Annotated in this window: 3 protein-coding genes; all 3 read left to right on the top strand. The window is 68.7% G+C overall.

Annotated elements, in window-relative coordinates:
• Positions 1 to 18 precede the first annotated feature (18 nt).
• Positions 19 to 1,950, top strand: coding sequence for a preprotein translocase subunit SecA (locus tag QZW52_RS08220; protein ID WP_293997198.1), 1,932 nt, complete (start codon positions 19 to 21; stop codon positions 1,948 to 1,950).
• A gap of 17 nt (positions 1,951 to 1,967) precedes the next feature.
• Positions 1,968 to 2,825 carry an efflux RND transporter periplasmic adaptor subunit gene (locus QZW52_RS08215; RefSeq protein ID WP_293997196.1) on the top strand — a complete coding sequence of 286 codons (858 nt, stop codon included), beginning with the start codon at positions 1,968 to 1,970 and terminating at the stop codon, positions 2,823 to 2,825.
• Positions 2,822 to 19,459 (top strand): cadherin domain-containing protein (locus QZW52_RS08210; protein ID WP_293997195.1); only part of this gene is annotated, 16,638 nt, incomplete at its 3' end. The genes QZW52_RS08215 and QZW52_RS08210, both read left to right, overlap by 4 nt.

Raw genomic sequence — 19,459 nt, 5'->3', positions numbered from 1 at the left:
GGGGCGGTGGTGTCTGCCATGGCCCTGGTGCGGCCGGGACCGGTCTGGGGCGTGTATCCGCAGCGGGTCGAGTCCCGGACGCTGGCGCTGGCGGTGCGGACGGCGTGGCGGGTGCGGCGCGAGCGGGCCGTGTTTCTGGCGGCCTTGCATGGGCGGGTGTCCGATCCATCGACCGATCCCGCGACCGACGCCACCTGGTCACCCACCCTCGCCCGGCTGCGCCGCGAGGGCTACACGCCAGCGGTCTGCGCAGCGGTGTTCGGCCGGCTGGTCGGGCTGGTGCAGACCCACCTGGGTTTCACGCCGCACGACACGCAGCACCTGGCCGCCTGGACGATGCTCCAGGGCTGTCTGGTCGAGATGGCCACCGGCGAAGGCAAGACGGTGGCGATGTTCCTGGCCGCGGCCTGCGCCGGGCTGGCGGGCGTGCCGACGCATGTGCTGACGGCCAACGACTACCTGGCCGAACGGGACGCGGCACAACTGCATCCCCTCTACGCTGCGCTCGGCCTGCGTGTGGCCTGTGTCACCGCGGCTTCGACACCGATGGAGCGCCGGGACGCCTATGCCGCGGATGTGACCTATGCGGCAGCGCGCGAGGTGGCGTTCGACCACCTGCGCGACCGCGTCGCCCACGGGCGGGCCGGCGGCCGGCTGGCGTGGTCGGACGCGGCCGATCCGGGCGGTGGACCGCTGATGCGCGGGCTGTGCCTGGCGCTGATCGACGAGGCCGACAGCGTGCTGTGCGACGAGGCGCGGGTGCCACTGATCCTGTCCGGGCAGGGGGTGCAGGCGCTGTCGGAGAACGACTTGCGCACCTTGCTCGACCGGGCGCAGGCCCTGGGCATCGGGCGCCACGCACTGGTCACGCCTGCCACGGGCAGCGGCGCCGCCACCGTGCGGCTGACCCGCGCCGGGCGGGCCTGGCTGGCGGCGCAGCCCTGGGCGGCCGAGCGGCCGTGGTCCGACCTGCGCTGGCGCGAGGACTGGGCGCTGCGGGCACTCACCGTGCTGCACGCGCTGCAGCGTGACCGGGATTACGCGGTGCAGGAGGCGCGCATCGTCTTCATCGACCCCATCACCGGCCGCGCCGCCCCGGAGCGCCAGTGGTCACGCGGCCTGCACCAGTTGCTTGCGCTCAAGGAATCGCTGCCCATGCCCGCACCGCAGCAGACGCTGGCACAGCTCACCTACCAGCGCCTGTTCAGCCGCTACCACCAGATCGGCGGCATGAGCGGCACGCTGGCCGAGGTGGCGCCCGAGATGGCGCTGAGCTACGGCACGCCGGTCATCCGCATCCCGCGCCACCACCCGGCGCAGCGGCGTGACCTCGGCGTGCAGATCTACCGCGACGACGACCAACGCTGGCAAGCCGTGGTCGACCGGGCGGGTGCCGTGGTGGCGCAGGGGCGCTCGGTGTTGATCGGCACGGCATCGGTGGCTGCGTCGGAGCAGCTTGCGCAGCGTCTGCGGGTGCAGGGCTTGCGGCCGATGGTGCTCAACGCGGTGCAGAGCCAGATGGAAAACGAGGTCATCGCCCGCGCCGGGCAGGTCGGGCGCATCACCGTGTCCACCCAGATGGCCGGGCGCGGCACCGACATCCGGCTCAGCCCCGCCGTGCAGGCGGCGGGTGGACTGCATGTGCTGGTCTGCACCGATGCGTTGCCAGCGCGCCAGTGGCGCCAGCTCATCGGACGGGCGGCCCGCCAGGGCGATCCCGGCTCGGCCGAAACGCTGGTGTGCTGCACAGAAGGGCTGTTGTTCCAGCGGCTGCCGGGGTGGCTGCTCGCTACGCTTGTGCATCGCCCGCCGGCTGCGCGCTGCACAGCCGGGGTGTGGCGCACGGTGATGCTGCTCGACGAATGGGCGCAGATGCGCGAGCGCCGTGCCTTGCTGCGCCAGGACCGTGCCGGGGCCGGGCGGCTGGCGTACAGCGGTTGGGAAGAATGATGAGCTTGGAGTCTGCGGTGAACTCTGCGGTGAAAGAACACGGTCGGATGCGTGCGGGTGGTGCTGCGATCTGGGGGGCGGGCCTGCTGCTGGCTTCGGCGGCACAGGCGGCGCCCATGGCGTGTCTGATCGAACCGTCGCAGGTGGTGGACATCGGCAGTCCGGTGGTGGGCGTGCTGGCGACGGTGGCGGTCGAGCGTGGCGACGTGGTGCGTCGCGGCACGGTGGTGGCCACGTTGCGCCGAGAGGTGGAGCGTGCCAATCTGAGCGCCGCCAGCAACCGTTCCGAGGTCCAGGCCGAGCTGCGGGCCGCCCGCGCCGCCGCCGAACTCGCCCGCAGCAAGCTCGTGCGCGCCGAGGATCTGCACCGGCAGAATTTCGTCTCCGAGGTGGCGGTCGAACAGGCCCGCTCCGAAGCCGAGGTCGCCTACCGCCGCATCGACGCCGTGCGCGAACAACAGCGCGCCGCCGCCAGCGACACCGAGACCGCCCGGTCGCAGTTTGCCCAGCGTGAACTGCCGGCCACCATCGACGGCGTGGTGGTCGAGCGGTTCCTGAACCCCGGCGAGCGCGTCGATGACAAGCCGATCCTGCGCATCGCGCGGCTCGATCCGCTGCGGGTCGAGCTGGTGTTGCCGCTGTCGGACCTGGGCCGCCTGAAGGCCGGTGACACGGTACCGCTCAAGCCCGATTACCCCGGTGCCACGCGCAAGACCGCCACGGTCGAGCGGGTGGACAAGGTGGTCGATGCCGCCAGCCGCACCTTCCGCGCCCGGTTGACGCTGCCCAATCCGGGCTACGGCATCCTGGCCGGGGTGCGCTGCCTGCCCGAGTGGACGGCCACTCCCGCCATCCCTGCCACCACCGTCCCATGACGACGACGTTCCACCGGACGGGCATCGAAGAACTCGAAGCCCGCATCCTGTATTCCGCCGATGCGGCCTTGCTGCTGGGTGGCGGGCCGGTGGCGGATGTGCGCAGCCTGGACAGCGCCGCATCGGCCCCGGCTGCGCAGCAGGTGGCGCCGATGGCTGCCCGCTGGCTGGTGGTCGATCGCAGGGTCGAGGACTGGGATCTGACGCTCGCCGACCGGCAAGCCCAGGCCACGCCGGATGCCCCTGTCCCCACCGTCCTGCTGATCGACCACGGCACGGACGGTCAGGCACGCCTGGCCGCGCTGTCGGGCCGTGTGGACGTGTTGCCCTGGACCGACGCGCAGGGCCACCGCTGGCTCGGCGCCTCGCCACTCGACGCCGCCCCAGAGGCGGCACAAGCGTCCCAGGTGGCCGCTCCGGACGCGCTGCCCGACCGCTGGGAAGCCGAGGTGCGGCACGAACTGGTGGTGATCGACGGTGCGATCGACGGCGCCGCGCAACTGGCGATGCTGTGGTGGTCACGGGCGAGTGCGGCTTGCCAGATCGAGGTGGTCGTGACCGATCCGGCCGCGGATGGACTCGCGCAGATCACCACCTTGCTGGCATCGCGGCACGACCTCTCGGCCTTGCACCTCGTCAGCCACGGGGACGCGGGCCTGCTGCGCCTGGGCACGGCCACGGTCGATGCGGCGGTGCTGGCGGCGCGGGCCGAGGAAGTGACCGGCTGGCGACAGGCGCTCACGGCCGACGCCGACCTGCTGGTCTACGGCTGCGATGTCGCGCAGGGCTGGGCGGGTGCGGCGTTTGTCCAGCAGTGGCGCGACCTCACTGGCGCGGATGTGGCCGCCAGCACGAACCTGACCGGCTCGACCGACGAGGGCGGCGACTGGACACTGGAGGTCCGGACCGGGCAGATCGAGCAACCCGTCGCCTTCGATGCGGCCACACAGGCGGCGGCGGACTGGCACGGCACGCTCGCCACCTACACCGTCACCAACTTCAACGATGCCGGTGCCGGCTCGCTGCGCCAGGCGATCCTCAACGCCAATGCCAACGGCGGTGCCGACACCATCACCTTCAGCACGATCAATCCGACCGGCACCATCAACCTCGCCAGCGCCTTGCCGCAGGTCACGGGCCAGATCACGCTCGACGCCACGCGGGTCGGTGTGCCGAGCCTCGTGCTGAACGGTGGCCACAGCATCACCAACGGACTCGACCTCGGGCCTGGCAGCGATGGCAGCACCTTGCGCGGGCTGGTCCTCCAGGGCTTCACCGCCTCCGGCATTGCCATCACCAGCAGCGGCAACACCATCGCCGGCAACTACATCGGCACCGACCTTGCCGGCAATGTCGCGGCCGACAACTCGATCGGCATCAATGTCTTCGATGGCGCCAACAACGTCATCGGCGGCACGACCGCCGCGGACCGCAACGTGATCTCCGGCAACTCCAACCTCGGCGTCAACGTGATCGGGCCGGGTTCTGCCGGCACCCGCATCCAGGGCAACTACATCGGCACCAATGCCGCGGGGTCGGCCGATCTGGGCAACACCTGGCATGGTGTCTTCCTGAACAACACCTCCGGGGTGACGGTGTCCGGCAACGTGGTCAGCGGCAACGGCGTGCTGGCCGGGGCTGCCGGCATCACCCTGGGGGCGTCGGCCACGGCCAATCTGGTCGTGGGCAACCTGGTCGGCCTGAACGCCGCGGGCACGGGCGGGCTGGCCAATGGCGGCGTCGGCATCTACGTGCTGGGCAGCGGCAACACCATCGGCGGCACGACCGCAGCCGAGCGCAATGTCGTGTCCGGCAACGCCACCATGGGCATCAACCTGAGTGGTGCCAACGCCAGCGGCAATACCGTGCAGGGCAACTGGATCGGCACCTCCGTGACCGGCCTGACCGCCATTGGCAACAACGAGGACGGGTTGCAGATCGACGGCGGTGCCAGTGGCAACACCATTGGCGGCCTCGCCGCCGGTGCGGGCAACGTCATCTCGGGCAACCTGAACGCCGGCATCGCCATCGACGGCAGCAACTCGACGACCAACCTCGTGCAAGGCAACACCATCGGTCTGGCCGCTGACGGCCAGACCAGCATGGGCAATGCCCACAACGGCATCAACGTCAACCAGGCGACCAACACCGTCATCGGCTCGACCGCAGCGGGCGGGCGCAACGTGATTGCGAGCAACAGCCAGAACGGCATCGGCATCACCGATGCAAATGGCACGTTGGTCCAGGGCAACTCCCTCGGCACCGACGTCACCGGCACCCTGGCGCGCGGTAACGGCTGGGACGGCGTGCGCCTGAGCGGCAGCAGCGAGTATTCCGTCATCGGGGGCGACGCTGTCGGGGCGGGCAACCTGATCGCCTTCAATGCGGGCGACGGGATTCTGGCCAACACCAACAATGGCAAGTCGAACACCTTCATCGGCAATGCCATCACGGCCAATGGCGAGACAGGCATCGACCTCGGCCCCGACAACGGGGTCACCGGGAACGACATCGGGGACTTTGACTTTGGCGCCAACAACCTGCAGAACTTCCCCAGTCTGACCAGTGCGGCATCCTCGCCGGCCGGTACGGCGATCGTGGGGTCGTTGAACTCGAACATCCTGACCACGTTCCGCATCGATTTCTATGCCAACCACAAAGGTGGAGAAGATCCCACAGGCTATGGCGAAGGAGAACGCTACCTGGGCTTCACGACCGTCACCACCGATGCTCTCGGGTCTGCCTCGTTCAGCACCACGCTGACCGATGCCTGGGTCAACAACGGCGACCGCGTCAGCGCCACGGCCACCGTGGACCTGGGTGGCGGCACCTACGGCGCGACCTCCGAGTTCAGCATGAACGTGATCGCCACGGCCACTGGTGTGGTGGTGGTCGATACCGTGGCCGACACGCTGGACGGCACCCCCACCTCGATCACCAACCTCGGCAACAACCGCGGCGCCGACCAGCGCATCTCGCTGCGCGAAGCCATCACCGCCGTCAACAACACCGCCAACGGCGCCACGGCGGACAAGATCGTCTTCGGCATCAATGGAACGGGTGTCCACACGATCGCGCTGACCTCCTTGCTGCCCACCCTCGGCCAAGCCGTGAACATCGACGGCAGCACCGACGACAGCTTCGCCGCCCAGGGCAGCCAGCCGGCCATCGTGCTCGACGGCGGGGGCGTGGTGCTGGACGGTTTGCGGTTTTATGCAGGCTCGGGCGGCAGCTCCGTGCGCGGCCTGAACTTCCAGCGGTTTACCCAGGACGGCATCGACATTTCCGGCAGCAATGGCAACACCATTGCCGGTAACTGGTTCGGCGTCGGTGCGGACGGCGTGACTGGCCGTGGCAACCAGCAGGGCATCAACCTCTGGAACGCGAGCAACAACACCATTGGCGGCGCCACGGCGGCCGACCGCAACGTCGTGTCCGGCAACAGCGGGACGGGTCTCTGGATCGGTGGCACCTCGACGGGCAACCAGATCCATGGCAACTACATCGGCACCACGGCCAGCGGTGACGCGGCACTGGCCAATGCCAACGAGGGCATCCGCATCGAGTCGGCCGGCAACACCATCGGCGGCACCACGGCGGGCCAGCGCAACGTGGTCTCCGGCAACGGTGGCGAAGGCATCCTCATCACCACCGCTGCCGCCACCGGCAATGTCGTGGTCGGCAACTACATCGGCACCGACAGCACCGGCCTGTTCGACCTGAACGGCACCGCGCAGGTCAATGGTCTCAGCGGCGTGGTCCTCCAGGGTGGTGCCAGCAACAACCGCATCGGCACCAATGCCGATGGATCGAACGACACCGCCGAGCGCAACGTCATTTCCGGGAACAACTGGTATGGCGTGGAAATGATCGACAGCGGCACGACGGGCAATGTCGTGCAGGGCAATTACATCGGTACCGACGCCTCCGGACAGGTGGCGCTGGGCAACGCCCAAGGTGGTGTGTCGTTCTGGAGTGCGGTGTCCGGGAACCAGGTTGGCTCGGGCTTGGCGGGGGCTGGCAACGTCATCTCCGGCAACGAGACCGGCGTGCTGGTCGCCAATGGCGCCATCAACAACCGCGTCCAGGGCAACCTGATCGGGCTTGGCGCCGATGGCAGCACGCTGCTGGGCAACACCGGGGCGGGTGTGTACCTCTACAACGGCGGCTCTGCGTTGGCCATCACTGGCAACCTGATCGGCACCAACGCCGACGGCAGCAACGACGTGGGCGAACGCAATGTCATCTCGGGCAACTACAACGGCGTGGTCATGGAGAACGCCGAAGTCACGGGCAACACCGTGGCGGGCAACTACATCGGCACCGATGCTACCGGCCTGCTCGCCCTGGGCAACACCGTCAACGGCATCCTCTTGCAGGCAGGGGCGAACGCCAACACGATTGGCGGCACCCTGGCGGCACAGCGCAACGTCATCTCCGGCAACGGCGACGATGCGATCGAGATGGCCGATGAAGCCACCGACGGCAACACCGTGCGCGGCAACTGGCTGGGCGTCAACGCGGCCGGCACCGGGATGCTCGGCAATGGCGGGGATGGCATCTACGTCCACGGTGGCGCCGACAACAGCGTCATCGGCGGCACGGTGGCCAACAGCGGCAACTGGATCGCCGGCGCCGGGCTGGTCGGCATCGAACTCGACGGCGCCATTTCCGGCACCGTCATCCAGGGCAACCGCATTGGAACGGACCTGGCAGGCACGGCCAACTGGGGCATGCAGCAAAACGGCATCCTGGTGGAAAACACCGCCAGCGGCAACCAGATCGGCGGTACCGCGGCTGGCGCGGGCAACACCATCGCCTTCAGCGGGCAAGGAGGTGTGTGGACCGCAGGCATCCGTGTATATGGCAACGGCACGAACAGCAATGCGGTGCTGGGCAACACGGTCGGCACCAGCGTGGGTCTCGGCATCGACCTGGGTGCGCAGGGTGCTACCGCCAACGATGCCCTGGACGCTGACACCGGCGCCAACAACCTGCAGAACACCCCCGTGCTGTCGCTGGCCCGCACCAATGCGTCCAACCAGTTGACGGTGTTCGCCACGCTCGACAGCACCCCCGGCAGCTACTACCGCGTCGAGTTCTTCGCCACCACCACCCAGGACAGCAGCGGCTACGGCGAGGCCCAGCGGTTCCTCGGTGCCGTCAACGTGCCCACGGGTGTCACTGGCAACGCCACCTTCAGCATCTCCCTCGGGGCGAACGTGGCCGTGGGCGAGTTCATCACCGCCACGGCCACCAAGAGCAACGCTGCCTACACGGTGTTCACCGATACCTCCGAGTTCTCCCGCAACGTCGCCGCCATCTCCAGCGCCCAGGCCACCATCACCGTGGACACCACCAGCGACACCAGCGACGGCGACACCACCAGCCTGAGCACGCTGCTGGCGAACAAGGGCGCGGACGGGTTCGTCAGCCTGCGCGAGGCGATCACGGCGGCCAACAACACGGGCAACGGCAGCAGCGTGGACCGCATCGCCTTCAACATCGCCGCCCCGCTCGTGGCGGGCGCGCACACGATCGCCCTGACGACGAACCTGCCCACGCTGACCGATGCGGTTGAAATCGATGGCCGCACCGAGCCGGATGCCGCCACTGCGCCCGTGGTCGTGCTCGACGGTGGCTACGCGGCCAGCACGGGGTTGTATGTACAGGCCAGCGGATCGACCATTCGCGGCCTCGTGGTCTCGGCGTTCGCGGACAAGGCGATCGTGGTCGGACCCGGAGTGGCCAACACGCGCATCGTGGGCAACTACCTCGGCACCGACGTGACCGGCATCCAGGCGCGCGGCAATGCAGGCTGGGCGATCGATCTGGTCAGCGCAGGCACGGGGACGGTCATCGGCAGTGCGTCGCCCAGCGACCGCAACGTCATCGCCGCGAGCCAGTCCTGGGGCGGCATTGCGGTCAATGGCACCTCGACTGTGACCATCCAGGGCAATTCCATCGGTGTGGGGTCCGATGGGGTCACGGCACTGGGCAACCAGGGCACAGGGGTTTTTGTCTTCAACAGCAGCAGCGGTGTGCGCATCGGTGGTGCGGGTGCGAACGAAGGCAACCTGATCGCGTCGAATGCCGGGGCGGGCGTTCAGATCGGCAACGCCGCTTCGGGTGTCAGCGTGCTGCGCAACCGCCTGACCGGCAATGGGGGCCTGGGCATCGATCTGGAAACATTCGGTGCGGTGCTCGCCAACGATGCACTCGACGTGGACACCGGCGCCAACGGCCTGCAGAACACCCCCGTCCTGTCCAGCGCCAACACCACCGGCGGCAACACCACCGTCATCGGCACGTTCAACAGCCAGGCATCGTCCACCTACCGCATCGAGTTCTTCTCCTCCCCGGTGGCGGACCCCAGCGGCTTCGGCGAAGCGGCGGTCTACCTCGGCACCGCCACCGTCACCACCGACGCCAGCGGCAACGCCAGCTTCAGCGCCATGCTCAGCGGCGTCACCGTCACGGCAGGCCACAGCGTCAGCGCCACCGCTACCGTGGACAACGGCGGTGGCAGCTACGGCAGCACCTCCGAATTCGCCGCCAACGTCGTCGCCACCAATGGCACGCCCGGGGTGGTGGTCCAGAGTCTGTCGAACACCAGCGAAGGCCAGGCCACCGGCAGTTTCAGCGTCGTGCTGGCCACGGCGCCCACCGCCGATGTCACGATCGCCCTCAGCGTCTTCGACACGACCGAGCTGTCCCTGGGCACCGGGTCGCTCACCTTCACCAGCGCGAACTGGAACGTCGCCCAGGTCGTCACCGTCACCGGCGTGGACGACACCATCGTCGATGGCACGGTCTGGTCCAACATCGTCCTGGCACCCGCCGTCAGTGCCGATGCCGCCTACAACGGACGCGACCCGGCCGATGTGTCGATCTCGAACGCGGACAACGACACCTTCAACACGCTGGTCGTGACCACCGCCTCCGATGTCTTCGACGGCAACACCAGCAGCATCGCCGCGCTCATCGCCAGCCGCGGCGCCGATGGCCGCATCAGCCTGCGCGAGGCGATCACGGCGGCCAACAACACCACCAATGCACTGGGGGGCGCCGACCGCATCGTCTTCGACATCGCCGACGCACTGGTCGGTGGCGCCCATACCATCACGCTCTCCTACGACGGACCTGATCCCGGCACGGTGCCGGATGCCTTGCCGACCGTGACCGAGGCGGTGGTGATCGACGCCACGACGGACGCCGACTGGGCGGCGGCGGGCGGGTTGCCCGTGGTGGTGCTCAACGGCAGTGCCGCGGCGGGTTCGGCCGACGGCCTGGCGATCACCGCCGGCAACAGCACCGTGCGGGGCCTGGTGATCCGCAACTTCGGGCACTACGGGCTGTACCTGAGCGGCGGTGGTGGCAGCACGGTCGAAGGCAACTTCATCGGCACCAACGCCGCCGGTACCGCCGCCGCCGGCAACACCTGGGGCATCGTGGTGGACAACTCCGCCAACAACGTCATCGGCGGCACCACGGCGACCACGCGCAACCTGATTTCGGGCAACACCAACGACGGCATCAACCTGAGCGGCACCGGCTCGACCGGCAACCAGATCCAGGGCAACTTCATCGGCACCAACCTGGCAGGTACGGCCGCGCTGGGCAACGTGGGCGTGGGCATCGGCCTCGGGGCCGGGGCGTCGGGCAACACGGTGGGCGGCGCGGGCAGCGCCTACCGCAACCTGATTTCCGGCAATGCGCAGTACGGCGTCTTCCTCTCCGACGCGAACACCAGCGGCAACGCGGTGCTGTCCAACTGGATCGGCGTCAACGCCGCGGGTTCGGCCGCACTGACCAACGGCGGCTTCGCGGTGGTGGTGGACCTGCAGGCCGCGTCCACCACGATCGCCGGCAACGTCCTGTCCGGCAACACGGCCACGAGCTGGAGCGCGGCCCGCGGCGGCATCTACCTCTATGCCAACGGCGTGACGGTCCAGGGCAACCAGATCGGCGTGGCAGCGACCGGCGGCGGGCTGCTGGGCAACGGCGGCGGCGCGGGGGTCAGCGGCGGCATCGTGGTCAACAACGGCAGCGCCGGCGTGCGCATCGGCGGCACGGGTGTCGGGGAAGGAAACACCATCGCCGGCAACACCGGCGCGGGTGTCGTCGTGCTGACCACCAGCGCACCGACCACCGTGCTCGGCAACACTTTCCACGACAACACCGGCCTGGCGATCGACCTCGGCAACGATGGTCTGACCGCCAACGACGCCGGCGATGTCGATACCGGCGCCAACACGCTGCTGAACACCCCCGTGCTCTACAGCGCGGTGATCCAGGGTGCCGATGTCCGGATACAGGGCGCCATCGACACCGCCGCCAGCCAGACGCTGCGCATCGAGTTCTTTTCCAGCCCGCTCGGCACGGAAGACCCGACCGGCTACGGGGAGGGTGCTGTCTATCTCGGCACCACCGATGTCACCACGGACGCCACCGGCCACGCCGCGCTGGATGTCACCCTGACCGGCATGGCGCCCGCCGTCGGTGACCGGGTCAGCGCCACCGCCACGCTCAAGACCGGGGCGAGCACCTACAGCGCCACCTCCGAGTTCGCGATGAACGTGGCGGCGGCGATGTTCAATGCGTCGCCGGTGCTCGCGCTGACCGGCTTCAGCGGCAGTTACACCGAAAACGCCGCGCCCCTGTACGACCCGACCGCCACGCTGACCGACGCGGACAACGCCTTCCTGACGGGCGGCAACCTCACGTTCCAGATCACCGCCAACGGCACCGCCACCGACGAGCTGGGCCTGCGCAACCAGGGCACCGGCGCGGGCCAGATCGGGCTGTCCGGCAACGACGTGACCTATGGTGGCGTGGTCATCGGTAGCCACACCGGCTTCGGCAACGGCAGCACGCCGCTGGTCGTCACCTTCAACGGCAACGCCAGCGTGGCCGCCGCCCAGGCACTGCTGCGCAATGCCACCTACCGCGACACCAGCGACACCCCGAGCACGGCCACCCGCAGCATCCGCCTGACGGTGTCCGACGGCAGCGGCGGCACCAGCACGCCTTTCGTGGTCAGCATGGCGGTGGTGGCGGTCAACGATGCGCCGGTGCTCGCGGTGTCTGTGTCTGCTGCTGCGTCGTTCACCGAGGGTGGTGCGGCGGTGGTGCTGGACAGCGCGCTGCTGGTGTCGGATGCCGAGCTGGGTGCGGCCGGCCACTTCGGTGGCGCCACGCTCACGCTCGCCCGCAACGGGGGCGCGAGCAGCCAGGACGTGTTCAGCGCCACCGGCACGCTCGGCCCGCTCACGCCGGGCGGGGCGCTGGTCGTCGGTGGCACCACCATCGGCACCGTCACCGCCAACGCCGCCGGCACGCTGACGGTGAGCTTCAACGCCAGCGCCACGGGCACGCGGGTGAACGCGGCGCTGCAGCAGATCGCCTACGCCAACACCAGCGCCACGCCACCGGCCAGCGTCCAGCTCGACTGGCTCTTCAGCGATGGCAACACCGGCGCACAAGGCAGCGGCGGCGCGCGCTCGACCAGCGGCAGCACGACCGTGGCCATCACTGCCGTGAACTCGGCGCCGGCGTTCACCGGACTGGACGCCACCCCCACCCACACCGAAGGCGGTGCCGCGACCGTGCTGGATGCGGACGTGCAGGTGTTCGACCCCGAGCTGGCCGCCATCAACAGCTACGCCGGTGCCACCCTCACGCTGGTGCGCAACGGCGGCGCCAGCGTGGACGACCAGTTCAGCGCCACCGGCACGCTGGGCACACTGACCCAAGGGGCGAATCTGTCCGTGGGCGGCACCACCATCGGCACCGTCACGCAGAACGCCGCCGGCACCCTGGTGCTCACCTTCGGTGCCACGGCCACGCAGGCGCTGGTGAACGCGGCGGTGCAGCAGATCGCCTATGCCACCGGCAACGACACCCCCCCAGCCAGCGTGCAGATCGACTGGACCTTGGCCGATGGCAATACCGGCGCACAGGGCACGGGCGGCCCGCTGAGCACCGTCGGCAGCGTCACGGTGGCGATCACTGCCGTCAACGATGCGCCCGTGCTGGCCAACACCGCCTTGTCGATCACCGTGGCCGAAGATGCCGGCGTGCCGTCGGGCGCCGTGGGTTCACCCATCAGTGCCTTCACCGGTGGCATGACCGACGCTGACAGTGCCGCGGTCAAGGGCATCGCCATCACCGCCACCGTGGAAACCAACGGCACCTGGTTCTACAGCACCAATGGCGGCGTCAGTTGGGCTGCGGTGGGCGCGGTCAGCAACACCTCTGCGCTGCTCTTGGCCGACAACGCCAACACGCGGCTGTACTTCGCCCCCAACGCCAACCACGCCGGCACCCAAAATGCCGCGCTCATCCTGCGTGCCTGGGACACCACCAGCGGCAGCGCCGGCACAAAGGTCGACACCAGCACCTGCGGCGGTAGCACGGCCTTCAGCGTCAACACCGATACGGTGGCGGTCACTGTGACCGCCTTCAACGACGCACCGACGTTCCTGCCCCCAGGCTTCGGCGGCGGCACGGGGATGCTCACCACTGCGGTCGGCTCAGGCGATGCCATCGGCAACAGCGTCACTGTGCAGGCCGATGGCAAAGTCCTGGTGGCGGGAACAACTGACATCGGCATTGCCCTCGTGCGCTACAACACCGACGGGTCGCTCGACACCACGTTCAACGGCACCGGCCAGGTGGTGTCGGTATTCGGTGGCGCCGGTTATGGCGTCATCGTGCAAGGCGACGGCAAGGTTCTGGTGGCCGGACAATCCTCCGGCGACTTCGCCTTGGTGCGCTACAACGCCAACGGCACGCTGGACACCAGCTTTGGCACCAACGGCATCGTCACCACCGGCATCGGCACTGGCAACGACGGTGCCCGAGGCGTCACGCTGCAATCTGATGGCAGGATCCTGGTGGCGGGATACAGCTTCAACGGCAGCAACGACGACTTCGCCCTGGTGCGCTACCACGCCAACGGCTCGCTCGACACCGGCTTCGGCAGCGGCGGCACGCTCATGGCCTCGATCAGCGTCGGCAACGACATCGCCACCAGCGTTGCAGTGCAATCTGACGGCAAGATCCTGGTGGCCGGAGGTGCCGATGGCGCCTTTGGCTTGGTGCGCTACAACGGCGATGGCTCTGTGGATTCGAGCTTCGGCACCAGTGGCATGCAGACGGTCGCCATCTGGCCGGGGCCGGCGGGGCAGATGGTCTTGCAGTCTGACGGCAAGATTCTGTTGGCCGGGACCGTCGGTCCCTTTCCTTACGACTTCGCGGTCGCACGATTGAACACCGACGGCACACTCGACGCCAGCTTCGGTAGCGGCGGGACGGTGACTACCGACATTGGCTTCCTCGACTATGGCGCGAGTGTCATCCAGCAGGTCGACGGCCGGATTGTGGTGGTTGGCCAGAGCCGACCCGGCAGCCACAACGATTTCGCAGCCGTGCGCTATGAAGCCAACGGAACCCTGGACACCAGTTTTGGCGTCAACGGCATCGTCACCACCGACGTTCGCGGCGGCGACGACTACGCCAAGAGTGCTACCGTGCAGTCAGACGGGAAAATCGTGGTGACGGGCGGAAGCTGGAACGGCAGCAGCTATGCCATCGCCGTAGTGCGCTACAACGCCAACGGCTCGCTGGACACCGTCGGGGGCACCAACTCGCTGGACGGCATGCCCGTCCACACCGAAGGCGGCGCAGCTACGGTGCTGGACAGCGATGTGCTGGTGTGGGACGCCGAACTCAGCGCTGCCAACAACTTCAGCGGCGCCACGCTGACCCTGGTGCGCAACGGCGGCACCGATGCGCAAGATGTGTTCAGCGCCACCGGCACGCTGGGTTCCATCACCGTGGTCAGTGGCAACCTGGTGGTGGGCGGCACCACCATTGGCACCTACACGAATTCGGCCGGCACCCTGGTGCTCACCTTCGGTGCCACGGCCACGCAGGCGCTGGTGAACGCGGCGGTGCAGCAGATCGCTTACGCCAATACCAGCGACACCCCCCCGGCCAGCGTGCAGATCGACTGGACCTTGGCCGATGGCAATACCGGCGCACAGGGCACGGGCGGCCCGCTGAGCACCGTCGGCAGCGTCACGGTGGCGATCCTGTCCCGCAACGACGCGCCTTCAGGCTCAGACCGCACCCTCACCCTCGCCGAGGACGGGTCGCACACGTTCACGGCTGCGGAGTTCGGCTTCTCCGATGTCGATGGCCATGCCTTGCAGGCGGTCAAGCTGACGACGCTGCCGGCGGCTGGCGCGCTCCAGTTGGCGGGCACGGCGGTGGTCGCGGGTCAGGTGGTGGCAGCAGTGGACCTCGTCAACCTGCGGTTCGTGCCCAACCCGGACTGGAACGGCGCCCCGTTCGCTGCGTTCACGTTCCAGGTGATCGATGACGGTGGCACCGCCAACGGCGGCACCGACACCGACGCCACACCGAACACGATCACTGTCCAAGTGACGGCGGTGAACGATGCGCCAGTGCTCGCCCTGGGCGGCACGAACCTCGTCGTCGATGGCTCGTTCGAGGCGGGCAGCGGCAGCAGTGCCTGGACGGGCAACTCGGGTCTGGAAATCGCCACCAATCCGGGCCTGTACAGCGTCGCCGCACCGCCGGACGGCAGCCACTTCGCCGAGGTCGAAGGCTGGTGGACCACCGCCGTGCCCAGCTTCCTCGAACAGACGGTCACGACCGAGATCGGCCAGACCTACGTGTTCAGCCTGGCGGCCGTCACCCGCGCCGATGTGAACGTCACCGACATGGGCCAGCTCAGCGTCAACGGCGTCGAGGTCGGGCGCTTCACGACGGGTACCACCTGGGCCTCGCACGCCGCGGTCTTCACCGCCACCGCCACCACCTCGACCCTGCGCATCACGTCGCTGGGTTCACAGTCCGGGGGGGCGCCTGGGACGGGCGATGGTTGCGGTCTCCTCCTCGACGATGTCCGCCTGGTGGCGGTCGATGCGGCGGCGGCGTTCACCGAGGACGGGCCGGCCGTGCTGCTGGGCGGCAGCGCGCGTGTCTTCGATGCCGAGCTTGGCGACAACGCCGCCAACCGTTTCAGCGGCGCCACCCTCACGCTCGCCCGCAACGGCGGCGCCAGCGTGGACGACCAGTTCAGTGCCACCGGCACGCTGGGCACACTGACCCCAGGCGGCCCGCTCGTGGTCGGTGGCACGGCGATCGGCACCGTCACGGCCAACGCGGCCGGCACGCTGGTTCTCGCCTTCGACGCCAGCGCCACCCACGCTTTGGTGGACGCGGCCCTGCAGCAGATCGCCTACGCCAACGCCAGCCACACGCCGCCCGCCGCGGTGCAGATCGACTGGAGCTTCTCCGACGGCAGCGCGGGCGCCACCGGCCACACCGCGGTGGTGCTCACGGCGGTCAACGACGCCCCGGCGGTCACGGTGTCGGCGACCAGCGGCACCTATGTGGAGAACGCCCCCGCGATCCTGGATGCCGGGGCGACCGTCTCGGATGTCGATTCGGCCGACTTCGGCGGTGGTGTCCTCACCTACGCGATCACCGCCAACGGCACCGCCAGTGACGCACTCGCCATCCGCGACCAGGGCACGGGCGCGGGCCAGATCGGTCTGGGCGGACCTGGCGGGCTGGACGTGCTGTTCGGCGGCGTGGCCATCGGCACCTACACCGGGCCGGTCACGGGCAGCACGCCGCTGCAGATCCAGTTGAACACCAGCGCCACGCCGACCGCCGTGCAAGCCCTGCTGCGCAACATCACTTACCGCAACACCAGTGACGATCCGGGCAGTGCCGTCCGCACGGTGCAGATCGACCTCAGCGACGGCGACGGCGGCAGCATCGCCCCCATCGTCGGCACCCTGACGGTCATGCCGGTCAACGACGCACCCGTGATCACCAGCCTGGGCGGTGTGGCCACGGCGACGCTCTCCCTCGCGGAAAACACCACCGCCGCCGGGACCGTCACGGCCAGCGACGTGGACCTCGGTGGATCGTCGCTCCAATACAGCATCGCGGGCGGTGCGGATGCGGCGCGGTTTTCGATCGACGCGGCGACGGGCGCGCTGAGCTTCGCCGCGGCGCCCGACCACGAAGCACCGAGTGATGCTGGCACCGACAACGTCTACGACGTGGTGGTGCAGGTCAGCGACGGCCTGCTCACCGACACCCAGGCGCTGAGCATCACGGTCGCCGATGTCAACGAATTCGCCATTGGCGCCCTGATCGACACCGACAGTACCGCCAACACCGTGCAGGAAAACGCCGCGGTCGGCACCGTGGTCGGGTTCCATGGCCTGGCGGTCGATGCGGATGCCACGACCAACGCCGTCACCTACACGCTCGACGACTCGGCGGGCGGGCGCTTCGCGATCGACGCCAGCACGGGTGTGCTCACCGTGGCTGTGTCGCTGGACGCGGAAGTCGCGTTGACGCACAACGTGGTGGTGCGCGCCACGTCCGCCGATGGCAGCACGACCGTGCTGGCCGTAGCCATTGCCGTGCAGGACGTGAACGAATTCGGTGTTACTCCGATCGTGGACACCGATCCTCAGGCGAACCTCGTGCCGGAAGACGCTTCGGTTGGTGCGGCTGTCGGTGTGACCGCGCGGGCCGTGGACAGCGATGCGACGAACCACGACGTGGGCTACACGCTGCTCGACGATGCGGGCGGGCGCTTCGCCATCAACGCCAGCACGGGTGTTGTCACCACGGCCCGTGCGCTGGATGCCGAGACGGCACAGGTCCACAGCATCACCGTGCAGGCACTGTCCAGCGACGGCAGCGCGCAGATCCTGAGCTTCACCCTCATGGTCACGGACGTGGACGAGTTTGACCTGACCAGCCTGGTGGATGCCGATGGGCAGCCCGATGGCGTGCTGGAAAACGCCACGGTCGGTACCGTGGTCGGGGTACAGGGCCTGGCGGTCGATGCGGATGTCACGACCAATACCGTGACCTACACGCTCGATGACTCGGCGGGCGGGCGCTTCGCGGTGAACGCCAGTACGGGCGTCGTGACATTGGCGCGTACCGTGCAGGAAGAGGGCGTGGCGACCCGCGACATCCTCCTGCGTGCCACGTCGGCCGATGGCAGCAGCGTGGTGTCGGCGTTCACCATTGCCATCACGGCGGTCAACGGTGCGACGCCCACCATCACGTCCGATGGCGGTGGCGCGAGCGCCGCGCTGGCCATGCAGGAAGGCCAGACCGCCGTGACCCAGGTGCAGGCCACGGACGCCGACCTGCCCGCGGAGACGCTGCACTACACGGTTGCAGGGGGCGCCGATGCCGCGTTGTTCGCGGTCGATGCGGCCACGGGCGTGCTGAGTTTCGTCGCGGCACCGGACTACGAAGCGCCGAGCGATGCCAGCGCCGACAACGTGTACGACGTGGTGGTGCAGGTCAGCGACGGCCTGCATACCGACACGCAGACGCTCGCCGTGACCGTCACGGCGGTCAACGACAACACGCCGGCGATCACCTCGGGCGGCGCATTCAGCGTGGCCGAGAACGCCACGGCCGTGACCACGGTGACGGCGACGGATGCCGATGCACCGAGCCAGACGCTGACGTACAGCATCGCGGGCGGTGCGGATGCAGCGCGGTTCGTGATCGATGCTGCGACCGGCGGGCTGCGCTTCGTTGCCGCGCCGGACTACGAAGCCCCGAATGATGCAGGCGCGGACAACGTGTACGACGTGGTGGTGCGTGTCAGCGATGGCCTGCTCACGGACACGCAGGCACTCGCCGTGGCTGTCACGGCGGTCAACGACAACACGCCGGCGATCACCTCGGGCGGCGCAGTCAGCGTGGCCGAGAACGCCACGGCCGTGACCACGGTGACGGCGATCGACGCGGACCAGCCCGTGCAGATGCAGACGCTGACGTACCGCATTGCGGGTGGTGCGGATGCGGCGAGGTTCTCGGTCGATGCGGTGACGGGTGCGCTGCACTTCGTCGCGGCGCCCGATTACGAAGCACCGAATGATGTTGGCGCAGACAACGTCTACAACGTGACCGTGCAGGTCAGCGACGGTGCATTGACAGACACGCAGGCACTCGCCGTGGCTGTCACGGCAGTCAACGACAACACACCGACGATCACCTCGGGCGGCGCAATCAGCGTGGCCGAGAACGCCACGGCCGTGACCACGGTGACGGCGACGGATGCCGATGCACCGAGCCAGACGCTGACGTACCGCATTGCGGGTGGCGCGGATGCGGCGAGGTTCTCGATCGACGCGGTGACGGGCGCACTGAGTTTCGTCACGGCACCCGACTACGAAGTGCCCGGCGATGCTGGCGCGGACAACGTGTACGACGTGGTGGTGCAGGTCAGCGATGGCCTGCTCACGGATACGCAGGCACTCGCCGTGGCTGTCAAGGCGGTCAACGACAACACGCCGGCGATCACCTCGGGCGGCGCAGTCAGCGTGGCCGAGAACGCCACGGCCGTGACCACGGTGACGGCGATCGACGCGGACCAGCCCGTGCAGATGCAGACGCTGACGTACCGCATTGCGGGTGGTGCGGATGCGGCGAGGTTCTCGGTCGATGCGGTGACGGGTGCGCTGCACTTCGTCGCGGCGCCCGATTACGAAGCACCGAATGATGTTGGCGCAGACAACGTCTACAACGTGACCGTGCAGGTCAGC

It is taken from the genome of Sphaerotilus sp., assembly GCF_013299175.1.
GTDB lineage: Bacteria > Pseudomonadota > Gammaproteobacteria > Burkholderiales > Burkholderiaceae_C > Sphaerotilus.
This window is presented reverse-complemented; position numbering and strand designations above follow the sequence as displayed.

Bases quoted from the DNA above. Each gene is read 5' to 3' on its own strand.
- QZW52_RS08220 (WP_293997198.1), top strand. From the start codon at position 19: ATGGCCCTGGTGCGGCCGGGACCGGTCTGGGGCGTGTATCCGCAGCGG.